Origin of the sequence: Pseudomonas putida (genome assembly GCF_009883635.2) — a bacterium.
Taxonomy (GTDB): domain Bacteria; phylum Pseudomonadota; class Gammaproteobacteria; order Pseudomonadales; family Pseudomonadaceae; genus Aquipseudomonas; species Aquipseudomonas putida_W.
In genome coordinates this window covers 6,060,131-6,077,117 of record NZ_CP026115.2, presented here as the reverse complement: position 1 = coordinate 6,077,117, position 16,987 = coordinate 6,060,131, and the positions used below count along the sequence as shown (strand labels likewise).

The window sequence follows — 16,987 nt, the reverse complement described above, 5'->3', positions numbered from 1 at the left end:
CAAGGACAAACATGAACTTCACCCTCCCAGACGAACTGCTCGAACTGCAGGCCAGAACCCGCACTTTCATTGCCGAGCAGGTCATCCCGTTCGAAAACGACCCACGCCAGGATGCCCACGGCCCCAGTGACGCCCTGCGCCGGGACCTGCAAGCCCGCGCCCAGGAAGCGGGCCTGCTGACGCCCCATGCCAGCCGTGAAATGGGTGGGCTGGGCCTGAGCCATGCGGCCAAGGCCATCGTCTTCGAAGAGGCCGGTTACTCGCCCCTGGGCCCGGTGGCGCTGAATATCCATGCCCCGGACGAAGGCAATATCCACCTGATGGACGTGGTGGCCACCGAAGCGCAGAAGGACCGCTGGCTGCGGCCTTTGGTCCAGGGGCACGTGCGTTCGTGCTTCGCCATGACCGAACCGGCACCGGGCTCGGGGTCTGATCCATCGATGCTGCGTACTACCGCCACCCGCGATGGCGACGACTACCTGATCAACGGCCGCAAGTGGTTGATCACCGGGGCCGACGGCGCCGGGTTCGCGATCATCATGGCGCGCATGGAGGATGGCTCGGCGACCATGTTCCTCACCGACATGCAGCGCGACGGGATCATCCACGAACGTCAGCTGGATACGCTAGACAGCTGCTTCACCGGTGGCCACGGGCAACTGCGCTTCGACAACCTGCGGGTACCGGCCAGCGATGTGCTGGGCGAGATCGGCAAGGGCTTCCGCTATGCCCAGGTGCGCCTGGCACCGGCGCGCCTGACCCACTGCATGCGCTGGCTCGGCGCTGCGCGACGAGCCCATGACATCGCCTGTGACTACGCACGCACCCGCGATGCGTTCGGCAAGCCGCTGGGCGAGCATCAGGGCGTAGGCTTCATGCTGGCCGACAACATGATGGACCTGCATGTGGTGCGCCTGGCGGTCTGGCACTGCGCTTGGGTGCTCGACCAAGGCCAGCGCGCCAATGTTGATTCGAGCATGGCCAAGGTGATCAGCGCCGAGGCGCTGTGGCGGGTGGTCGATCGCTGCGTACAGGTGCTGGGCGGGCGGGGCGTGACCGGGGAGACCGTGGTGGAGCGGATCTTCCGCGACATCCGCCCATTCCGCATCTATGACGGCCCGAGCGAAGTACACCGAATGAGCCTGGCGAAGAAACTCCTCGACCAGCGCCCGGGAGCCCACTGATGCAGCCGACTGTTGCCCGACTGTTCGCCCTTGATGGGCGCCGCGCCTTGGTGACCGGCGCCTCCAGCGGCCTTGGCCGACATTTCGCCACTACCCTGGCGGCGGCCGGTGCCGATGTGGTGGTGACGGCCAGGCGCCTGGCGCCGCTGCAGAGCCTGGTCGAGTCTATAGAGCTGGCCGGTGGTCGTGCGCGGGCCCTGGCCCTGGATGTGACCTGCCGCGACGATGTGTGCCGGGTGCTCGACGCCGCCGGCCCGCTGGATGTGCTGGTCAACAACGCCGGGGTGAGCGACAGCCAGCCGCTGCTGGCCTGTGACGACCAGAGCTGGGACCGGGTGCTCGACACCAACCTCAAGGGCGCCTGGACCGTGGCCCAGGAGTGCGCCCGGCGGATGGTCGCCGCGGGGCAGGGCGGCAGCCTGATCAATGTCACCTCGATCCTTGCCAGCCGCGTGGCCGGCGCCGTCGGCCCTTATCTCGCGGCCAAGGCCGGGCTTGCCCACCTGACCCGCGCCATGGCTCTGGAACTGGCGCGCCATGGCATCCGGGTGAACGCCCTGGCGCCGGGCTACGTGATGACCGAGCTCAACGATGCGTTCCTGGCCGGCGAGGCCGGGGAGAAGCTGCGCTCGCGTATCCCCAGCCGGCGCTTCAGCCAGCCGCAGGACCTGGACGGCGCCTTGCTGTTGCTGGCCAGCGATGCAGGGCGGGCCATGAGCGGCACCGAGATCGTGGTCGATGGCGGGCATCTGTGCAGCAGCCTGTGATCTGACGCGGACCCAAGCCTGAGGCGAGAACAACAATAAGCAGGAGATGTGTATGTACCTTCAATGCCTGGATAACCTGTCGATGGGGTGGCAGTGATGATTCACCCAACCTTCGAGCATGAGCTTGCCCCTAACGAAGCCAACCATGTGCCCCTTTCACCCTTGTCGTTCCTCAAACGCGCCGCCCTGGTGTACCCGCAGCGTGATGCCGTGGTCTATGGCGAGCGGCGCTACAGCTACCAGTTGCTGCACCAGCGCAGCCGCGCCCTGGCCAGTGCGCTGGAGCGGGTCGGCGTGCAGCCGGGCGAGCGGGTGGCGATACTCGCGCCGAACATCCCTGAAATGCTCGAGGCGCACTATGGCGTGCCCGGTGCGGGCGCCGTGCTGGTGTGCATCAATATCCGCCTGGAGGCGCGAAGCATCGCCTTCATCCTGCGTCATTGCGCAGCCAAGGTACTGATCTGTGATCGCGAGTTCGGCGGGGTCGTCCATCAGGCACTGGCCATGCTCGATACACCGCCGTTGCTGGTGGGCATCGACGATGACGCGGCCGAGCCGGGCGAGCTGGCCGCCGACCTGGACTATGAGACGTTCCTGGCCCAAGGCGACCCGGCCAGGTCGCTGAGCGCGCCGCAGAACGAGTGGCAGTCGATCGCCATCAACTACACCTCGGGTACCACGGGTGACCCCAAGGGTGTGGTGCTGCATCACCGCGGCGCCTACCTCAACGCCTGCGCCGGGGCGCTGATCTTCCAGCTGGGGCCGCGCAGCGTCTACCTGTGGACCTTGCCGATGTTCCACTGCAACGGCTGGAGCCACACCTGGGCGGTGACCCTGTCCGGTGGCACCCATGTGTGCCTGCGCAAGGTTCAACCCGAAGCGATCCACACCGCGATCGCCGTGCATGGCGTGACCCATTTGAGCGCAGCGCCGGTGGTGATGTCGATGTTGATCCATGCCGAGCACGCCGGCGCGCCGCGCGGGCCGGTGTCGGTGATCACCGGCGGCGCCGCGCCACCCAGCGCGGTGATCGCCGCAATGGAGGCACGCGGCTTCAGCATTACCCACGCCTATGGCATGACCGAAAGCTACGGCCCAAGCACCCTGTGCCTGTGGCAGCCGGGTGTCGACGAGTTGCCGCTGGAGGCCCGCGCCCGGTTCATGAGCCGCCAGGGCGTTGCCCACCCGATGCTTGAAGAGGCCACGGTGCTGGATACCGACACCGGCCACCCGGTCCCGGCCGACGGCCTTACCCTTGGCGAGCTGGTGGTGCGGGGCAACACGGTGATGAAAGGGTACTTGCACAACCCAGAGGCTACCCGTGCCGCGTTGGCCAACGGCTGGCTGCACACGGGCGACCTGGCTGTGCTGCACCCGGACGGCTATGTGGAAATCAAGGACCGAGCCAAGGACATCATCATTTCCGGCGGCGAGAACATCAGTTCGCTGGAGATAGAAGAAGTGCTCTACCAGCATCCCGAGGTGGTCGAGGCTGCGGTGGTGGCGCGCCCCGATTCGCGCTGGGGCGAGACACCTCACGCTTTCGTCACGCTGCGCGCTGATGCACTGGCCAGCGGGGACGACCTGATCCGCTGGTGCCGTGAGCACCTGGCACATTTCAAGGCGCCGCGTCACGTATCGCTGGTGGTGTTGCCAAAGACCGCCACGGGCAAGATCCAGAAATTCGTCCTGCGCGAGTGGGCACGGCAACAGGAGGCGGCAGTCGATAGCTTGGACGATTGATGTTGGCACGCTGGCTTGACTGTAATCCCTGTGGGAGCCGTGCTTGCCGGCGATGAGCCGCGAAGCGGCCCCAAGATTTCACGGTTGTTGCATAAATTGCTGGGGCCGCTTCGCGGCCCATCGCCGGCAAGCGCGGCTCCCACAGGGAGCGTGTCAACGCTTGGACGATGTGCAAAACAGAGCCTAGTGGCCGCGGAAGATATCGCCGATGCTCCCGACCGGTTGCGCCGTGTGCGCGACCGCTTGCTTAACTACCCCGGGCTTGGGCGCAAGGGCCGCCGCCAGGCACAGGGCGAGCGCCATGCTTGCCAGCAGAATGACAAAAACACGCATGAAAGCCTCCAGGTTCTGGTGAGGGCGTGCACCGTCACGCCTGCACGCCTCGGCTATCGCACTGTTCTCAGCGAGCGCCCGTTGCGAACGCTTGGGTAACGGCTGCAATGTCCTGATCGCCGTAACCCATCGACTGGGCCATGATCGTGCCCATGGCTCCAAGCCCCACGACGGATACGTCAAAGCCTGAACAGGCATCAACTGGGTTATGCATGATTCAACACTCCAGGTTCTTGTTTTATTTAGAGAAGGTTTTGTGACTGGGCCCAGCCGGCCGCGTCGTCCATCGTCTTGGCGAAAGCGTTGAAAATGGCATCCACATCGTCCTCTGTCGTAATCAGTGGCGGGCAGAAGGCGATCGTGTCGTAGATGGCGCGAATGATCAGCCCGTGCTTGTGAGCCTGTTTGAACACGTAGCCGCCCAACGTCCCTGGCCGGGCGAACGGTTGGCGGGTGGCCTTGTCGGCGACCAGCTCGATACCGCCCACCAGCCCGACGCCGCGGGCATTGCCCACCAATGGGTGATCGTCGAATTCGCGCAGCCTGCGCTGGAACACCGGAGTCAGGCGCTGGACATGGCCAATCAGGTCGCGCTCTTCGATGATGCGGATGTTTTCCAGGGCCACCGCAGTGGCGACCGGATGGCCCGTGCAGGTCAGGCCATGGGCAAAGGCCCCCAGGCGCTGGCTCTGGCTGAGCAGGACGTCATGGATCGCATCGGACAACAGTACAGCCGCCAGGGGTTGATAGGACGAGGTGAGCTGCTTGGAGAGCACCATGATATCGGGCTGGATGCCGTACAACTCAGCGCCGAACATCGTGCCAAGCCTGCCAAAACCGGTGATGATTTCGTCGAGTACCACGAGGATGTCGTAGCGTTTGCAGACCGCTTGGATCGCCGCCCAGTAGCCTGTGGGAGGAGGGATCACGCCGCCTGCCGCGATCACCGGCTCGCCGATGAAGGCGGCGATGGTTTCCGGCCCTTCGGCAAGGATGTAGCGTTCCAGTTCGTTCGCCAGACGAACCGTAAAGGCCTCTTGTGATTCTCCTGGCCGAGCAAATCGGTAGAAGTTCGGGCAGGTCAGGTGATGAACCGGGATGGCCGGCAGATCGAAGTCACGGTGCATCGATGGGATGCCGGTCAGGCTTGCTGCGGCGACGGTGGCGCCGTGATAGGCCTGTTGTCGAGAGATGAATTTCTTTTTGGCGGGCCGGCCCAGTGCGTTGTTCAAGTACCACACCATTTTCACCACCGAATCATTGGCCTCGGAACCTGAGTTGGTGAAGAACACATGGTTCAGATCGCCCGGCGCGAGCTCGGCCAGCTTGGCGGCGAGCGCTGCTGCGGGCGCATTGGTCTTGTGGCTGAAGCTGTGGTAGTAGGGCAGTTGCTTGAACTGCTCGGTGGCAGCGTCGACCAGGCGCTGCTCGCTGAAACCCAAGGCAACGCTCCACAGCCCAGACATGGCTTCGAGGTAGGCATTGCCCTGCTCATCGAATACCCGTATGCCGTCGCCACGGGTGATCACCAGCGGCCCGACTTCCCGGTGCTGGGCCAGGTTGGTGTTGGGATGAATGAGTGAAGCCAGATCATTCTGAACGGTTGCAGAGTGAAGGTTCATTGGCTCATGTTCCCGTTATTGGCCAAGCGCTGCCGCGACCGACTCGCCGAATGCTTTCAGGCCTTCTTCGAGCTGGTCGGTCGGGGTGTTCACCGGTGGCATCAGCTTGATGATTTCGCCGTTCGGGCCGCAGCGGTCGACCAGCACGCCCGCTTGCAGCACGCGTTGCTGGGCATCCTTGGCCAAGGCCACATTGCCTCGGCCGAAATCGATGCCGGCGATCATGCCGCGCGAGCGGGCGGAGGCGACGCCCGGGATCTCGGCGAAGCCGGCAACGGCACGTGTCATGGCTGCGCTGTTGTCAGCCAGGACCTTCAGGAACTGCTCGTCGCGCCAATAGCCGAGCGCGATCTGTGCGGTCAGGAAGGCCAGCTGGTTGCCGCGGAAGGTGCCGATGTGATCGCCTGGTTCCCACACATCCAGCCCGGCGCGGATCAATACGATCGCCATCGGCAGGCCAAAGCCGCCGATGGATTTCGCGCAGGTGATCACGTCCGGCACGATCCCGGAGCGCTCGAAACCGAAGAAGTCGCCCGTGCGGCCACAGCCAGCCTGGATCTCGTCGCAGATGAGCACCACCCCGTGATCGCGGGTCCATTGGCGCAAACGCTGCAACCACAGGTTGGAGGCCGGGTAGACACCGGCCTGGATCTGCACCGACTCCACGATCACGGCGGCTGGCATTTCCGATCCGCTGCCCTGGTCGTTGGCGAGGCGCTCGAGGAAGCCCATGCTGTCGAACTCACCATAAGGGCTGTCTTCGTACGGCACGAACACCACGTCGTTGGACAGCCCGGGGCCCCGGCGGCTACGGTTGCCGGTGACCGCCAGCGCGCCGGCCGTCATGCCGTGGTAAGCCCCGTAGAAGGAGACGACTTTGGTGCGCCCGGTTGCCTTGCGTGCCAGCTTCAATGCTGCCTCGACGGCGTCGGCGCCGGTCGGGCCTGTGAACTGCACCTTGTAGTCCCAGCCGCGTGGCTGGAACAGGTCACGCTCGATCGACTCCAGGAACTGGCGCTTGGTGGTGGTGTGCAGGTCGAGGGCATGGGTCACGCCGTTGGCCGACAGGTAGGCGATCAACGCATCGCGCATGCGCGGGTCGTTGTGGCCATAGTTCAGGGCGCCGGCGCCGGCGAAGAAGTCCAGGTACTCGCGGCCATCTTCGCCGCGGATCTTGCTGCCCTGGGCGGTATCGAACACCAGCGGCAAGTCGCGGCAGTACATCCGCACGTTGGACTCGAGCCTTTCGAACGTTTCGATGTTGTTCATGCATAACCTCTTGCAATGATGGGGTGTCGTGGGGCGGTCAGTGCTTGAACATCACGTGGCGGACCACGGTGTAGTCTTCCAGGCCGTACATGGACAGGTCCTTGCCGTACCCCGACAGCTTCACGCCGCCATGGGGCATCTCGCTCACCAGCATGAAGTGGGTGTTGACCCAGGTGCAGCCGTACTGCAGGCGGGCGGCCAGGCGATGTGCCCGCCCCACGTCGGCGGTCCACACCGAAGAGGCCAGGCCGTAGTCCGATTCATTGGCCCAGGCCAGTACCTGGGCCTCATCCTCGAAGGGCGAGACCGTTACCACCGGGCCGAAGATTTCACGGCACACCACCTCGTCCTCCTGCCGGGTGCCGGCCAGGACCGTGGGCTCGAAGAAGAACCCGGCACCGGCGGCGCGTTTGCCGCCCGTGATGACTTCGATGTGAGGCAGTTCCTTGGCCCGGTTGACGAACCCCTCGACACGCTCCAGGTGCTCTTGGGTGATCAGCGGGCCCATTTCGGTTGCCGGGTCATCCTGCAAGCCGCATTTGATGCTGGACACGGCTTCGCCAAGCTTGCGAACGAACTCCGGGTAGACCGCTTTCTGCACATAGAGGCGGCACGCGGCGGTACAGTCTTGGCCGGCATTGTAGAAGCCGAAGGCGCGGATACCCTCGACGACGGCGTCGATGTCGGCATCGTCGAAGATGATCACCGGTGCCTTGCCCCCCAGCTCCATGTGCATCCGTTTCACACTGTCGGCCGTGCCTTCGATGATCCGGCTGCCGGTGCGTACGGAGCCGGTCAGCGACACCATGCGCACCAAAGCATGACTAGTCAGCGGCTCGCCCACCGTGGCGCCGCGCCCATGAACGATGTTGACCACTCCGGCGGGGAAGACATCGGCGAGCAGTTCCCCCAGCTTCAAGGTGCTCATCGGGGTGTGCTCGGAGGGCTTCAGGACCACGGTGTTGCCGCCGGCCAAAGCCGGGCCGAGCTTCCACGCCGCCATCAGCAACGGGTAGTTCCACGGCGCGATAGAGGCGACGACGCCGACCGCGTCGCGACGGATCATCGAGGTGTGCCCCGGGATGTACTCGCCCGCCGCCGAGCCTTGCAGGCAGCGAACGGCACCGGCAAAGAAGCGGAACACGTCCGACACGGCGGGCAGTTCGTCCTGCAGCACGGCCGTGAACGGCTTGCCGCAGTTGTCCGCCTCCAGGCGGGCGAACACCGGTGCTTGGGCGTCGATGTTGTCAGCAAGTTTGAGCAGCAGTGCCGCGCGGTCCTTGGGCGGTGTTTGCGACCAGGCTTCGAAGGCGGCGTCCGCACTTTGCACTGCGGCATGGACCTGGGCATGGCTGGCCTCGTGGGTCTGGACCAGGACGCTACCCAGGGAGGGGTTGTAGACGTCCACGTGGTCGCCTTCGCCGGCTACAAGGGCACCATTGATCAGCAATTTCGTTTGCATGTCGATCTCGTCATTGAATGGCGAGGCCTGTGGCCTGCCTTGTGATTGTCGTCAGAGCGTTCGATGGGAAGAGAGGGCTATACCAGGGCGTCGGGGACCGGGTTACGGAACAGGCTGGTCCGGCAGGCGAGGTAGATCAGCCCAAGGGCGAGCCAGCAACTGCCCATGATCAGGGCGTCTTTGTCCAGGCTGGCCAGCATCCACCCGGCCGTGACCAGGCCGATGAGGGGGCAGAGCACCCCATGCACCAGTCCGGCACCATCCTTGACGCGCGGATCGAAGGTGAGCCGCAAGGCGCACAGGTTGACGGCGGTGAAGGCGAGAAAGGCGCCGAAGTTGACCAGGGAAGTCGCGGTTGCGATCGTCAGGCCAAACCCGGCGGTGCCGAAAACACCGCATAGCAGGATGTTGAAGGCCGGGGTCTTGTAGCGAGGGTGCAGCGCGCCGAACAAGCGCCGGGGCAGCTGGTTGTCCCGGCCAAGGGCGTAGAGCAGCCGGCCCACGCTGGCCTGGAATGACATCCCAGCAGCGAAGTGGGCGACGATGATCCCGGCCAGGACCACGGCGAAGAACAGGTCGCCGCCGATCATCCGGGCAATCTCGAAGGCCGCCCCGTCCACAAGCTCGAACGTGGGGGAAGGGTGCGCCAGGTACATGAAGTACGAGGAGCCGACGTAGACCGAACCGCCGATCAACGCGACCAGCAGGATGGCGCGCGGCAGCGTGCGGCCAGGGTCGCGGGTTTCCTCGCTCAGCGTGGACAGCGCGTCAAAGCCAAGGAACGAGTACGCGGCAATGGCGGCGCCGGCCATGCTGGTGGCGAAAGGCACGTCCTGATTGAAGAACGGCTTGGCCGACAGCAGCCCGCCAGGGCCGTTAGCCGCCACGATGTAGTGCACGCACAGCCCGATGAACACGACGATGATGACCAGTTGCACCACCATCAACAGCACGTTGAAGCGGTTGGCGACCTGAATGCCGAGCACATTGAGCAGCGAGGTGGAGACGATGAAGCCAGTGATCCACACCCACTGGGGCACGTCTGGAAACGCCATGTTGAGGTAGCTGGCGCCGAGCAGCCAGATCAGCATCGGGATGAAGAAGTAGTCGAGCAGGGCTGCCCAACCCACCATGAAGCCGAGGTTGGCATTGAGCATCTTGCGGGTGTAGGTGTAGGCCGAACCTGCCACCGGGAACACCCTGACCAGTCGGCCATAGCTCAAGGCCGTGAACACCACGCCGGTAGCTGCGACCAGGTAGGCCATGGCCGTGGTGTTGCCGCTGGCCTGGGTGATCACGCCATAGGTGCCGAAGACGATCAGCGGGGCCAGAAAGGCCAGGCCGAACAGCAGCACGGAAAACGGGCCCAGGGTGCGCCTCAACGAGGCGCCGGGGGTTGACTGACTCATGGCGGTGCCCTCTTACGCGACGAAGTGGTAAGCGGTGGTGATGATGTCGTGGTAGGCCTCTACGGACATCGCCTTGGCATTGCTGGCGTCCGAGAAGTTCTGCTTGGACTTCTCGGCAATGGTCGGGAAGTCTTCCTCGCGCACACCCTTGACCTCTGCGAAACGGGGAATGCCCAGCTCCTTGCTCATCTGGAACAGATGGCCGACGGCGGCCTCGGCGGCGTCGACCGGCGAAAACGTGGGGTCGATCCCCAGCGCATAGGCCACCTGGGCATGGCGGACAATATCGGCATCACGGTTGTGGCCGAATACAAAGGGCAGGAAGATCGCGTTGCCCACACCGTGGGGCGTGTCGTACATGCCACCGATGGCTTCGGAAATGCAGTGCACGCTGCCGACGTCGGCGTTGCCGAAGGCCATGCCGGCGATCAGGCTGGCCACCAGCATCTGCTCACGGGCCGCCTGGTTGTCGGGCTCCTGCACGGCCGCCTTGAGGTGCTGGCTGATCAGGCGGATGGCATGCAGCGCCAGGCCGTCGCTGATCGGGTTCGCCACGCGGCAGGTGTAGGCTTCGATGGCATGGGTCAGGGCATCCATGCCGGTGGCGGCGGCAATCGATGGCGGCAGCGTGTCGGTGATATGGGAATCGAGCAGCGCCAGTACCGGGCCGATGCGATAGTCCAGCACGTTCATCTTGAAGTGGCGGGCGGTGTCGGTGATCACCGAGAAACAGGTCACTTCGCTGCCGGTGCCGGCCGTGGTCGGGATGGCGACGATGGGCGGGATGGCATGGGTAAGCGTGAACGACCCTTCGTAGTCCTCGATACGGCCGTCGTGGGTGAGCAGCAGGCTGATGGCCTTGGCCGCATCCATCGCGCTGCCCCCACCCACGGCCAGCAGACCGTCGATACCCGTGCCCCGATAGCGCTGGGCGGTGTGGTTGATGTCTTCACTGCGCGGGTTGGCCTTGATGTCCGCCACTTCATCGTAGGTGATGCCGGCCTTGTCGAGGCTGGCGTAGACGCTGTCCAGCAGGCCTGCTGCCTTGACCCCGGCATCGGTCACGATCAAAACGCGGGCCAGGCCGAGTTGCCGCAGGTGTTCACCGGTGCGCTCGCGCAGGCCCGGTTCCATCACGATTTTGCTGGGGAGTAAAAACTTGAATTCCATACGTACCTCTTGCTCAATTGTTGTCATTGTCGAAAGGGCAGTGGAGGAGCATCCGCGCCTGGCCGTGGTTAACGGCGCTGGCGTGTGATGTGGGCCTGGCGGTTAGTCGCAGGCCGGAATGTTGTTGTTTTGGGTCTTGCTCAAGCGTGTTGCGTAAAGCCTCCAGCGGAATAAAAAGAGGGGCGACCAAGCGACGGGCCCCTAAAGGAAATCTGTGCTATCGCATGTGCCCCGTCAGTAGGGACAGCAGCGTGCCCGACAGGCACGTCGGCAAGTCATGCCCCATCCCGGGTAGCAGCACCAAGCTGGCGCCAGGAATCGCTGACGCCGTGGCAAACCCGCCATTGGTGGCGACCATGAGGTCTTTGTCGCCATGAATGACCAGCGTGGGGCAGCGAATCCGCTGCAACTCCTGGGTACGGTCACCGGAATTGATGATCGCGCCGATCTGCCTGGCGGTGCCGAGGTTGCTGGCCTCACCGCCACCTCGCGGCCAGGCTTGCGTGGCGTAGTCACGCAGGGCCGGCTCGTTCCACTCCAGCCGCGAACCGATCAGCCCCATGATGTCCACGTAGTCGCGAACGCTTTCGTGCTGGTTGCGCGGTGGGCGGCGCAGCAGCTGGAACAGGGCTTTGAGCGCCGGCTGGCCGACGCGCAGCGAACCTGTGGTGGAGAAGATCGAGGTCAGGGTGCTGACGCGTTCGGGGTAACGCGCGGCGAGGGTCTGGGCGATCATGCCGCCCATCGACATCCCCACCACATGAGCCGTTGCCAGCTTCAAGTTGTCCATGAGCCCGAGCACGTCGTTGGCCATGTCACCCAGGTCATAGCCGGGTGTGCGCTTGCGCAGGAACTGCTGCAGGGTCGTGGGGGGCGCCACATCCGTGAAGAACGAGCGGCCCGCGTCACGGTTGTCCAGCGTGATGACCCGCAAGCCTTGCTCGACCAAACCATCGATGAGCGGCTGCGGCCAGTAGGTCAGTTGCAGCCCGAGGCCGACGATAAGCACAACTGCCGGGGCGGTTTCGTCGCCATGGCTGCGATAGCAGAGCTTGCGCTCGCCCGGCAGTTCGCAGAAACGATCGGTGCTCATCGGCGGCTACCTTGCTGCTGCAACTGGACATCGGCGTGCAAGGGCGCGTTGGGTACTGCGGTGAACTTCAGGCACTTGTCTGCCACCGTGCCACGGCGCAGCAGTTTGACGTCGCGGAAGTAATCCATCGACATCACCCAGGGTTCGCGCGGGCCCTGGCGCGGCATGCTGTCCAACGCGCGCTGTACGTAGCCGGCACCAAAGTCGAGCAAGGGGCGGGTTTCGATACCTTCCGGCGCCTTGGGCTCACAGACGTTGTAGCCTTCGCGCTCCATCAAGCCCAGCAAGCGGCAGAAATGGTCGCACAGCAGGCAGACTTTCAAGGTCCAGGACGAGTTGGTATAGCCCACCGCGAATGCAAAATTGGGGACACCGGAGAGCATCATGCCTTTGTAGGCCAGGGTCTCGCTGAGCACGACCGGTTTGCCGTCCTTGTGCAGGGTGATGCCACCGAACAGCTGCACGTTCAGCCCCGTGGCGGTGACGATGATATCGGCCTTGAGCATCTTGCCTGACTTGAGCAATACACCGTGCTCGGTGAACCGCTCGATATGATCGGTGACGATGTCGGCTTTGCCCGCGCTGATGGCTTTGAACAAATCGCCTTCGGGCACCGAGCACAGGCGCTGATCCCACGGGTTGTAAGGCGGGTTGAAATCCACGTCGACCGGGTAGTCTTTCGGCAACTCCTTGCGGGTCAGCCACAGCAGCAGTTTCTTCGAAAGCTTGGGGAAGCGCTGGCAGAAGCCCCAGAAGGCCAAGGTGATCTTGGCATTCTTGTAGCGCGTCAAGGAATAGGCGGTTTGCGCGGGCAGAACCTTGCGCAGGAACGCTGCAACCCCATCGTTGGCGGGCTGGTTGATGATGTAGGAGGGCGTGCGCTGCAGCATGGTGATGCTGGCGACCTTGTCCGCCATGGCCGGGATCAGGGTTACCGCAGTTGCGCCACTGCCAATGACCACGACGCGCTTGCCGGTGTAGTCGAGGTCTTCCGGCCAGTGTTGCGGATGGATGATCTGGCCCTTGAACTGTTCGGTACCCTCGAAGAGGGGCGTGAAACCCTGGTCGTAGCGGTAGTAGCCACCTGCGCTGAACAGCCAGCGGCATTCGAGGGTACGGACCTGCGCCGTTTGACCATCCTCGATGCGCACCGCCCACAGGCCCTTTTCACTCTGCCAGTTGGCCGAGATGACCTTCTGCTGGTACTGAATGAAGGGGCCCAGCTGGTGCTCGTCGATGGCTTCGATCAGGTACTCCAGAATGTCTGCGGCGTCCGCCAGGGACTTGGCCTTGGTCCAGGGCTTGAAGTCAAAACCGAAGGTGTAGAGGTCCGAGTCGGAACGGATGCCGGGGTAACGGAACAGGTCCCAGGTACCCCCCACGCGCTCGCGGGACTCGAGGATGGCAAAGGTCTTGTTCGGTTGCTGGCGTCGCAGGTAGGCCGCCGCGCCGATGCCAGACACACCGGCTCCCATGATCAGAACATCGAGCGGCTCAACCGGAAGAGCAGTGTGAGAGGACATGTCGCCTCCTATTGTTGTGTTATAGAGACTGATCTTTTGACTTGATCATTTGACTCAGAATAAAGTCGCAGGAAGGGTGGAACAAGGTGCAAAATGCACCACGTCACTGGTATTTCAGGATGATTTGCACCTGTCGCTTCGCCGATCAACGATCAGACTGGGTCAGTCTGGTAGGTATCGTCATCGGAGCGTTCGAAGGGGCGCTGCGGCTTTCAGGGCCGGAGGGGGAGGGGATCGCCGTACAGCGACGCAGCACGGCGAATCCTGTGGGGCCTCAGTAACTGGCCACCAGCAACTTGACTGCCTGGCAGGCGGTCTCGGTCTCGGCCTCAAGGCGTGCACGGTCGCCGTGGGCGGACCAGGCGAGCATCAGGCCGTCGAACAGATTGATCAGCAAGCGGCTGATAGTGGTCAGTGCTGCCTGGTCCAGCGCGCCGTCGGTGACCTTCACGATGGCCTGTTGGGCCGCTTCGAGGGAAACGGCATAGATCTTGGTTGCCATCTCTGGATTGTTGCGCAGGTTCCAGCAAAACAGTTCGAACTGCGTGGTGGCCATTTCCGGGTGGGCGGTGAACCAGTTGACCAGCTGTCGCAGCATTTCCCCCACCGATTCCGCCGCCGTGGCGCCTGTCGGCACGTGTTGCAACGATTGTTGCGGCATGTTGATCAAGGACTCGTAGACCGCATAGAACAGCTCGTCCTTGGTGTGGAAGACATAGTGCAACGATGCCAGCGGCGAATCTGCCGCCGCAGCGATTCGCCGGGTTGTGGCGTTGGCCACCCCATGTTCCGCGATCACCTTTACGGTGGCCTCGATAAAGTCCTGCCTGCGCTCTTCAGCACCAATCCGAGCCATTGAGCGTTCTCCCTTTTCGGTATTGCCGCCGGCCCCTTGGCCCGGCGTTGACGGTGACGAATGCTAGCGCAAGGTCAAGTCTCAATCCATGAGTCGATGCAATCCCATTCCGTATGGGCACGGTAGGGTACGGAAAATTCAAATCAAACGACTTGATCAAGTGACCATGTTCGGTAATGATGAGTTCACCTCCCAGGTCGCCCGGCCTCGGTGGACAGAACAATGACAAAACCAGACAGGTAGAAAGCAGATGGATACACGAGCGCTCTCCACAGTCAGCAGCGACGCCTCGATCGAGCAGGTGGTGGACATCATCCGCCGTGACGGTGGCGTCATCATTGCCGACTTGGTTTCACCGGCAACGCTGAAATCCCTCACCGAAGAGCTGGACAGCTACCTGAAGGTCACACCTTGCGGTGTCGATCCTTACTTCGCAGGCACCCAGACCCGCCGTGTGGCCCGCATCATCGGGCGCAGCGACACCGCCGTGGAGGTGGCACTGCACCCGCTGTTCCTTGGCGCGGCCAGGCAGATCCTGCAAACCCCTACCCACGTCTGGGTGGGCAGCGACCGCATCGAGATGGCGCCTGATATTCAACTGAGCATCACCCAGGCGATCCAGATTGGCCCGGGGCAAGGCCTCCAGCCCCTGCACCGTGACGATGCCACTTCGCTCTGGCGGCACCCACAGTATGGGCGTGAGGCCAGGCTGCAAATGATGCTGGCCATTTCAGACTTCACCGAAGAGAACGGTGCGACGCGCGTCATCCCTGGTAGCCATCAGTGGGATGACGAGCGAATGCCCACCCAGGAAGAGACCGTCGCTGCGCAAATGAAGGCTGGCTCCGCGCTGCTCTGGATCGGCTCGGTGTATCACGGCGGCGGCGCCAACACGACGGATGCCCCTCGTACTGGCCTGACGATGGCCTACGACCTGGCCTTCCTGCGCCTTGAAGAGAATCACTTCCTGTCCATTCCCGTCGAACGTGTTCGCCAGCTCCCAGGTGAAATGCAACGCCTGCTGGGCTGGAGTGCCAGTTCCACGTTGCTCGGCTGGGTGGAAATCGATGGCCAGATGCGCGACCCGCAAGAGCTCCTGGGCATGCCGGCTTTCTCCGAGCCGGGTAAAGGCTTCTGACAATTCTGGGAGTGACGCGAATGAACGCGTTGAACAATGCGGCCGATGGTGACGCAGCACCGTTGAAGTTTCGCAGTCTGGGTGGATGGGTGGAAAGACCGGCTGATCTGCAGCCGACCCTCGAAGGTCACGCGCAGGCCGATGTGATCGTGATCGGCGCCGGTTTTGCCGGGCTTTCGACCGCACTGGAACTCAAGGCGCTCGGGGCGGATGTGATCGTACTGGAACAGGAATTCGCCGGCTTCGGTGCCAGTGGCCGCAATGCCGGTTACCTGCTGGGCAGCATGGGTATCGAGTACGACATGTTCGTCAAGCGCGTGGGCGTGGAGCAGGCGACTCAGTTCGTCAGGTTCTATGACGAGGCGGTGCCCTATGTGGAAGGTCGCTTCAAAGCCTTGGGTATCGACTGTGACTACAATCCTTCGGGCGTGCTGCGGGCAGGTGTTCATCCCAGCCAAGAGAAGCGCTTGCGGGAAAACATGGCGCTGGGTCATAAACTGGGAGCGACAAGCCGCTTCGTCGACGGTGCCGAGATGCGTGCGCGGGGTATCCCCCCAGCGTTTCTGTTCGCCACCGAGCAGTGCGGCGGCACCTTGAACCCCGGGAAGTACATCGGCGGCCTGCGGCGCGCGGCCATCGAGGCGGGGGTGAAGCTCTACGAACGCACGCCGTTGCTGGGTTTCAGCGAAGGGCCGGTCATTACCTGCAAGACTGCCCATGGCCGTGCAACCGCCCCGGTGATGGTGCTGGCAACCAACGCCTATACCCCGCAACTGGGGGTGTTGCGCAACAAGGTCGCGGCGATTCGGGTGTCTGCAATCGAAACCCAACCGCTGTCGACGCAGCAGTTGGCTGCCCTCGGCTGGCAAGGGAGGGAAGGGATCATCACACCGCACTACACCATGGAAAGCCACCGCCTGACGGCGCACGGCACGATGGTGTTAACCGTCAAGAAGCTAGGTTATGCCTACGGTTCGAAGACGCCCAATATCCCGGACCATGACGCCTACACCGCATTGGCAAAGGTACTGCGTGAGCGCTATCCGATGTTGCAAGGCCTGGGCGTCAAGCACTGCTGGAGTGGTTACGTCAGTGGTGCCTACGACTTCCTGCCGGTGATCGGTGCCATGGGCGCGAAGCAGAACATTTACTACACCACTGGCTGCTCGGGCCACGGGCTGGGCACGCAATCGTTGATCGGCAAGCTGTTTGCCGAGCAAATCAACGGCAAGTCGCCTGAACTGCTGGCGGCACTGCAACACAAGACCCCGTCCTTGCTGCCTGAACCCTTGCAATGGTGCGCCGTACACGCTGCCTTTGCGGCGGCCAAGTTGCTGGATGACTGGACCGATAGAAAAGTGCGTAAAGACAAAGCCAACAAGGGCTGATTGCATTTGATGTGCTTGTTCTATGCCCGT

At 63.3% G+C, this 16,987-nt stretch carries 15 protein-coding genes; 5 read left to right on the top strand and 10 right to left on the bottom strand.

Annotated elements, in window-relative coordinates; all coding sequences use genetic code 11:
• Positions 1–11: 11 nt before the first annotated feature.
• The 3 genes from C2H86_RS27560 (at position 12) to C2H86_RS27550 (ending at position 3,694) form a co-directional block, all read left to right on the top strand.
• Complete coding sequence (locus C2H86_RS27560; protein ID WP_159410785.1) at positions 12–1,184, top strand: acyl-CoA dehydrogenase family protein; 1,173 nt, start codon at positions 12–14, stop codon at positions 1,182–1,184.
• Entirely contained in the window at positions 1,184–1,951 is a 768-nt protein-coding gene (locus C2H86_RS27555) for an SDR family NAD(P)-dependent oxidoreductase (RefSeq protein ID WP_159410784.1), read from the top strand. The genes C2H86_RS27560 and C2H86_RS27555 overlap by 1 nt, the downstream gene beginning before the upstream one ends.
• A 96-nt stretch (positions 1,952–2,047) precedes the next feature.
• Positions 2,048–3,694: an acyl-CoA synthetase gene (locus tag C2H86_RS27550; protein WP_159410783.1), complete on the top strand. Its 1,647-nt coding sequence runs from the start codon at positions 2,048–2,050 to the stop codon at positions 3,692–3,694.
• 183 nt (positions 3,695–3,877) lie between these two features.
• On the opposite strand, the gene C2H86_RS27545 is transcribed toward C2H86_RS27550, so the two are convergent.
• The 10 genes from C2H86_RS27545 to C2H86_RS27500 all read right to left on the bottom strand — a co-directional run bounded on the left by C2H86_RS27545 (position 3,878) and on the right by C2H86_RS27500 (position 14,431).
• A complete protein-coding gene (locus C2H86_RS27545) occupies positions 3,878–4,027 on the bottom strand; it encodes an amino acid permease (RefSeq protein ID WP_159410782.1) in 150 nt (49 codons plus the stop codon).
• 67 nt (positions 4,028–4,094) lie between these two features.
• Positions 4,095–4,241 carry a hypothetical protein gene (locus C2H86_RS27540; RefSeq protein WP_159410781.1) on the bottom strand — a complete coding sequence of 49 codons (147 nt, stop codon included), beginning with the start codon at positions 4,239–4,241 and terminating at the stop codon, positions 4,095–4,097.
• A 28-nt stretch (positions 4,242–4,269) separates the two neighbouring features.
• Positions 4,270–5,649, bottom strand: coding sequence for an aspartate aminotransferase family protein (locus tag C2H86_RS27535; protein WP_159410780.1), 1,380 nt, complete (start codon positions 5,647–5,649; stop codon positions 4,270–4,272).
• A gap of 15 nt (positions 5,650–5,664) precedes the next feature.
• Complete coding sequence (locus C2H86_RS27530) at positions 5,665–6,918, bottom strand: diaminobutyrate--2-oxoglutarate transaminase (RefSeq protein WP_159410779.1); 1,254 nt, start codon at positions 6,916–6,918, stop codon at positions 5,665–5,667.
• Positions 6,919–6,955: 37 nt separating this feature from the next.
• Entirely contained in the window at positions 6,956–8,380 is a 1,425-nt protein-coding gene (locus C2H86_RS27525; protein WP_159410778.1) for a gamma-aminobutyraldehyde dehydrogenase, read from the bottom strand.
• Positions 8,381–8,457: 77 nt separating this feature from the next.
• The gene (locus C2H86_RS27520) at positions 8,458–9,789 is read right to left on the bottom strand and encodes an APC family permease (protein WP_159410777.1); all 1,332 of its coding nucleotides are present in this window, start codon (positions 9,787–9,789) and stop codon (positions 8,458–8,460) included.
• Positions 9,790–9,801: 12 nt separating this feature from the next.
• Positions 9,802–10,959, bottom strand: coding sequence for an iron-containing alcohol dehydrogenase (locus C2H86_RS27515; RefSeq protein ID WP_159410776.1), 1,158 nt, complete (start codon positions 10,957–10,959; stop codon positions 9,802–9,804).
• A gap of 217 nt (positions 10,960–11,176) precedes the next feature.
• Positions 11,177–12,052 carry an alpha/beta fold hydrolase gene (locus C2H86_RS27510; protein ID WP_159410775.1) on the bottom strand — a complete coding sequence of 292 codons (876 nt, stop codon included), beginning with the start codon at positions 12,050–12,052 and terminating at the stop codon, positions 11,177–11,179.
• Entirely contained in the window at positions 12,049–13,575 is a 1,527-nt protein-coding gene (locus tag C2H86_RS27505) for a flavin-containing monooxygenase (protein ID WP_159410774.1), read from the bottom strand. Before C2H86_RS27505 ends, C2H86_RS27510 begins: the two co-directional genes overlap by 4 nt.
• A gap of 274 nt (positions 13,576–13,849) precedes the next feature.
• Positions 13,850–14,431, bottom strand: a complete 582-nt coding sequence (locus C2H86_RS27500) for a TetR/AcrR family transcriptional regulator (protein WP_010953715.1) — start codon at positions 14,429–14,431, stop codon at positions 13,850–13,852.
• Positions 14,432–14,681: 250 nt separating this feature from the next.
• Between C2H86_RS27500 and C2H86_RS27495 the strand changes: the two genes are divergently transcribed.
• Entirely contained in the window at positions 14,682–15,569 is an 888-nt protein-coding gene (locus C2H86_RS27495) for a phytanoyl-CoA dioxygenase family protein (protein ID WP_159410773.1), read from the top strand.
• Between the two features lie 20 nt (positions 15,570–15,589).
• A complete protein-coding gene (locus tag C2H86_RS27490) occupies positions 15,590–16,957 on the top strand; it encodes an NAD(P)/FAD-dependent oxidoreductase (protein WP_159410772.1) in 1,368 nt (455 codons plus the stop codon).
• Positions 16,958–16,987: the final 30 nt, after the last annotated feature.

Bases quoted from the DNA above. Each gene is read 5' to 3' on its own strand.
- C2H86_RS27515 (WP_159410776.1), bottom strand. From the start codon at position 10,959: ATGGAATTCAAGTTTTTACTCCCCAGCAAAATCGTGATGGAACCGGGC.
- C2H86_RS27545 (WP_159410782.1), bottom strand. From the start codon at position 4,027: ATGCGTGTTTTTGTCATTCTGCTGGCAAGCATGGCGCTCGCCCTGTGC.
- C2H86_RS27530 (WP_159410779.1), bottom strand. From the start codon at position 6,918: ATGAACAACATCGAAACGTTCGAAAGGCTCGAGTCCAACGTGCGGATG.
- C2H86_RS27540 (WP_159410781.1), bottom strand. From the start codon at position 4,241: ATGCATAACCCAGTTGATGCCTGTTCAGGCTTTGACGTATCCGTCGTG.
- C2H86_RS27550 (WP_159410783.1), top strand. From the start codon at position 2,048: ATGATTCACCCAACCTTCGAGCATGAGCTTGCCCCTAACGAAGCCAAC.
- C2H86_RS27510 (WP_159410775.1), bottom strand. From the start codon at position 12,052: ATGAGCACCGATCGTTTCTGCGAACTGCCGGGCGAGCGCAAGCTCTGC.
- C2H86_RS27560 (WP_159410785.1), top strand. From the start codon at position 12: ATGAACTTCACCCTCCCAGACGAACTGCTCGAACTGCAGGCCAGAACC.
- C2H86_RS27555 (WP_159410784.1), top strand. From the start codon at position 1,184: ATGCAGCCGACTGTTGCCCGACTGTTCGCCCTTGATGGGCGCCGCGCC.
- C2H86_RS27535 (WP_159410780.1), bottom strand. From the start codon at position 5,649: ATGAACCTTCACTCTGCAACCGTTCAGAATGATCTGGCTTCACTCATT.
- C2H86_RS27490 (WP_159410772.1), top strand. From the start codon at position 15,590: ATGAACGCGTTGAACAATGCGGCCGATGGTGACGCAGCACCGTTGAAG.
- C2H86_RS27505 (WP_159410774.1), bottom strand. From the start codon at position 13,575: ATGTCCTCTCACACTGCTCTTCCGGTTGAGCCGCTCGATGTTCTGATC.
- C2H86_RS27495 (WP_159410773.1), top strand. From the start codon at position 14,682: ATGGATACACGAGCGCTCTCCACAGTCAGCAGCGACGCCTCGATCGAG.
- C2H86_RS27525 (WP_159410778.1), bottom strand. From the start codon at position 8,380: ATGCAAACGAAATTGCTGATCAATGGTGCCCTTGTAGCCGGCGAAGGC.
- C2H86_RS27500 (WP_010953715.1), bottom strand. From the start codon at position 14,431: ATGGCTCGGATTGGTGCTGAAGAGCGCAGGCAGGACTTTATCGAGGCC.
- C2H86_RS27520 (WP_159410777.1), bottom strand. From the start codon at position 9,789: ATGAGTCAGTCAACCCCCGGCGCCTCGTTGAGGCGCACCCTGGGCCCG.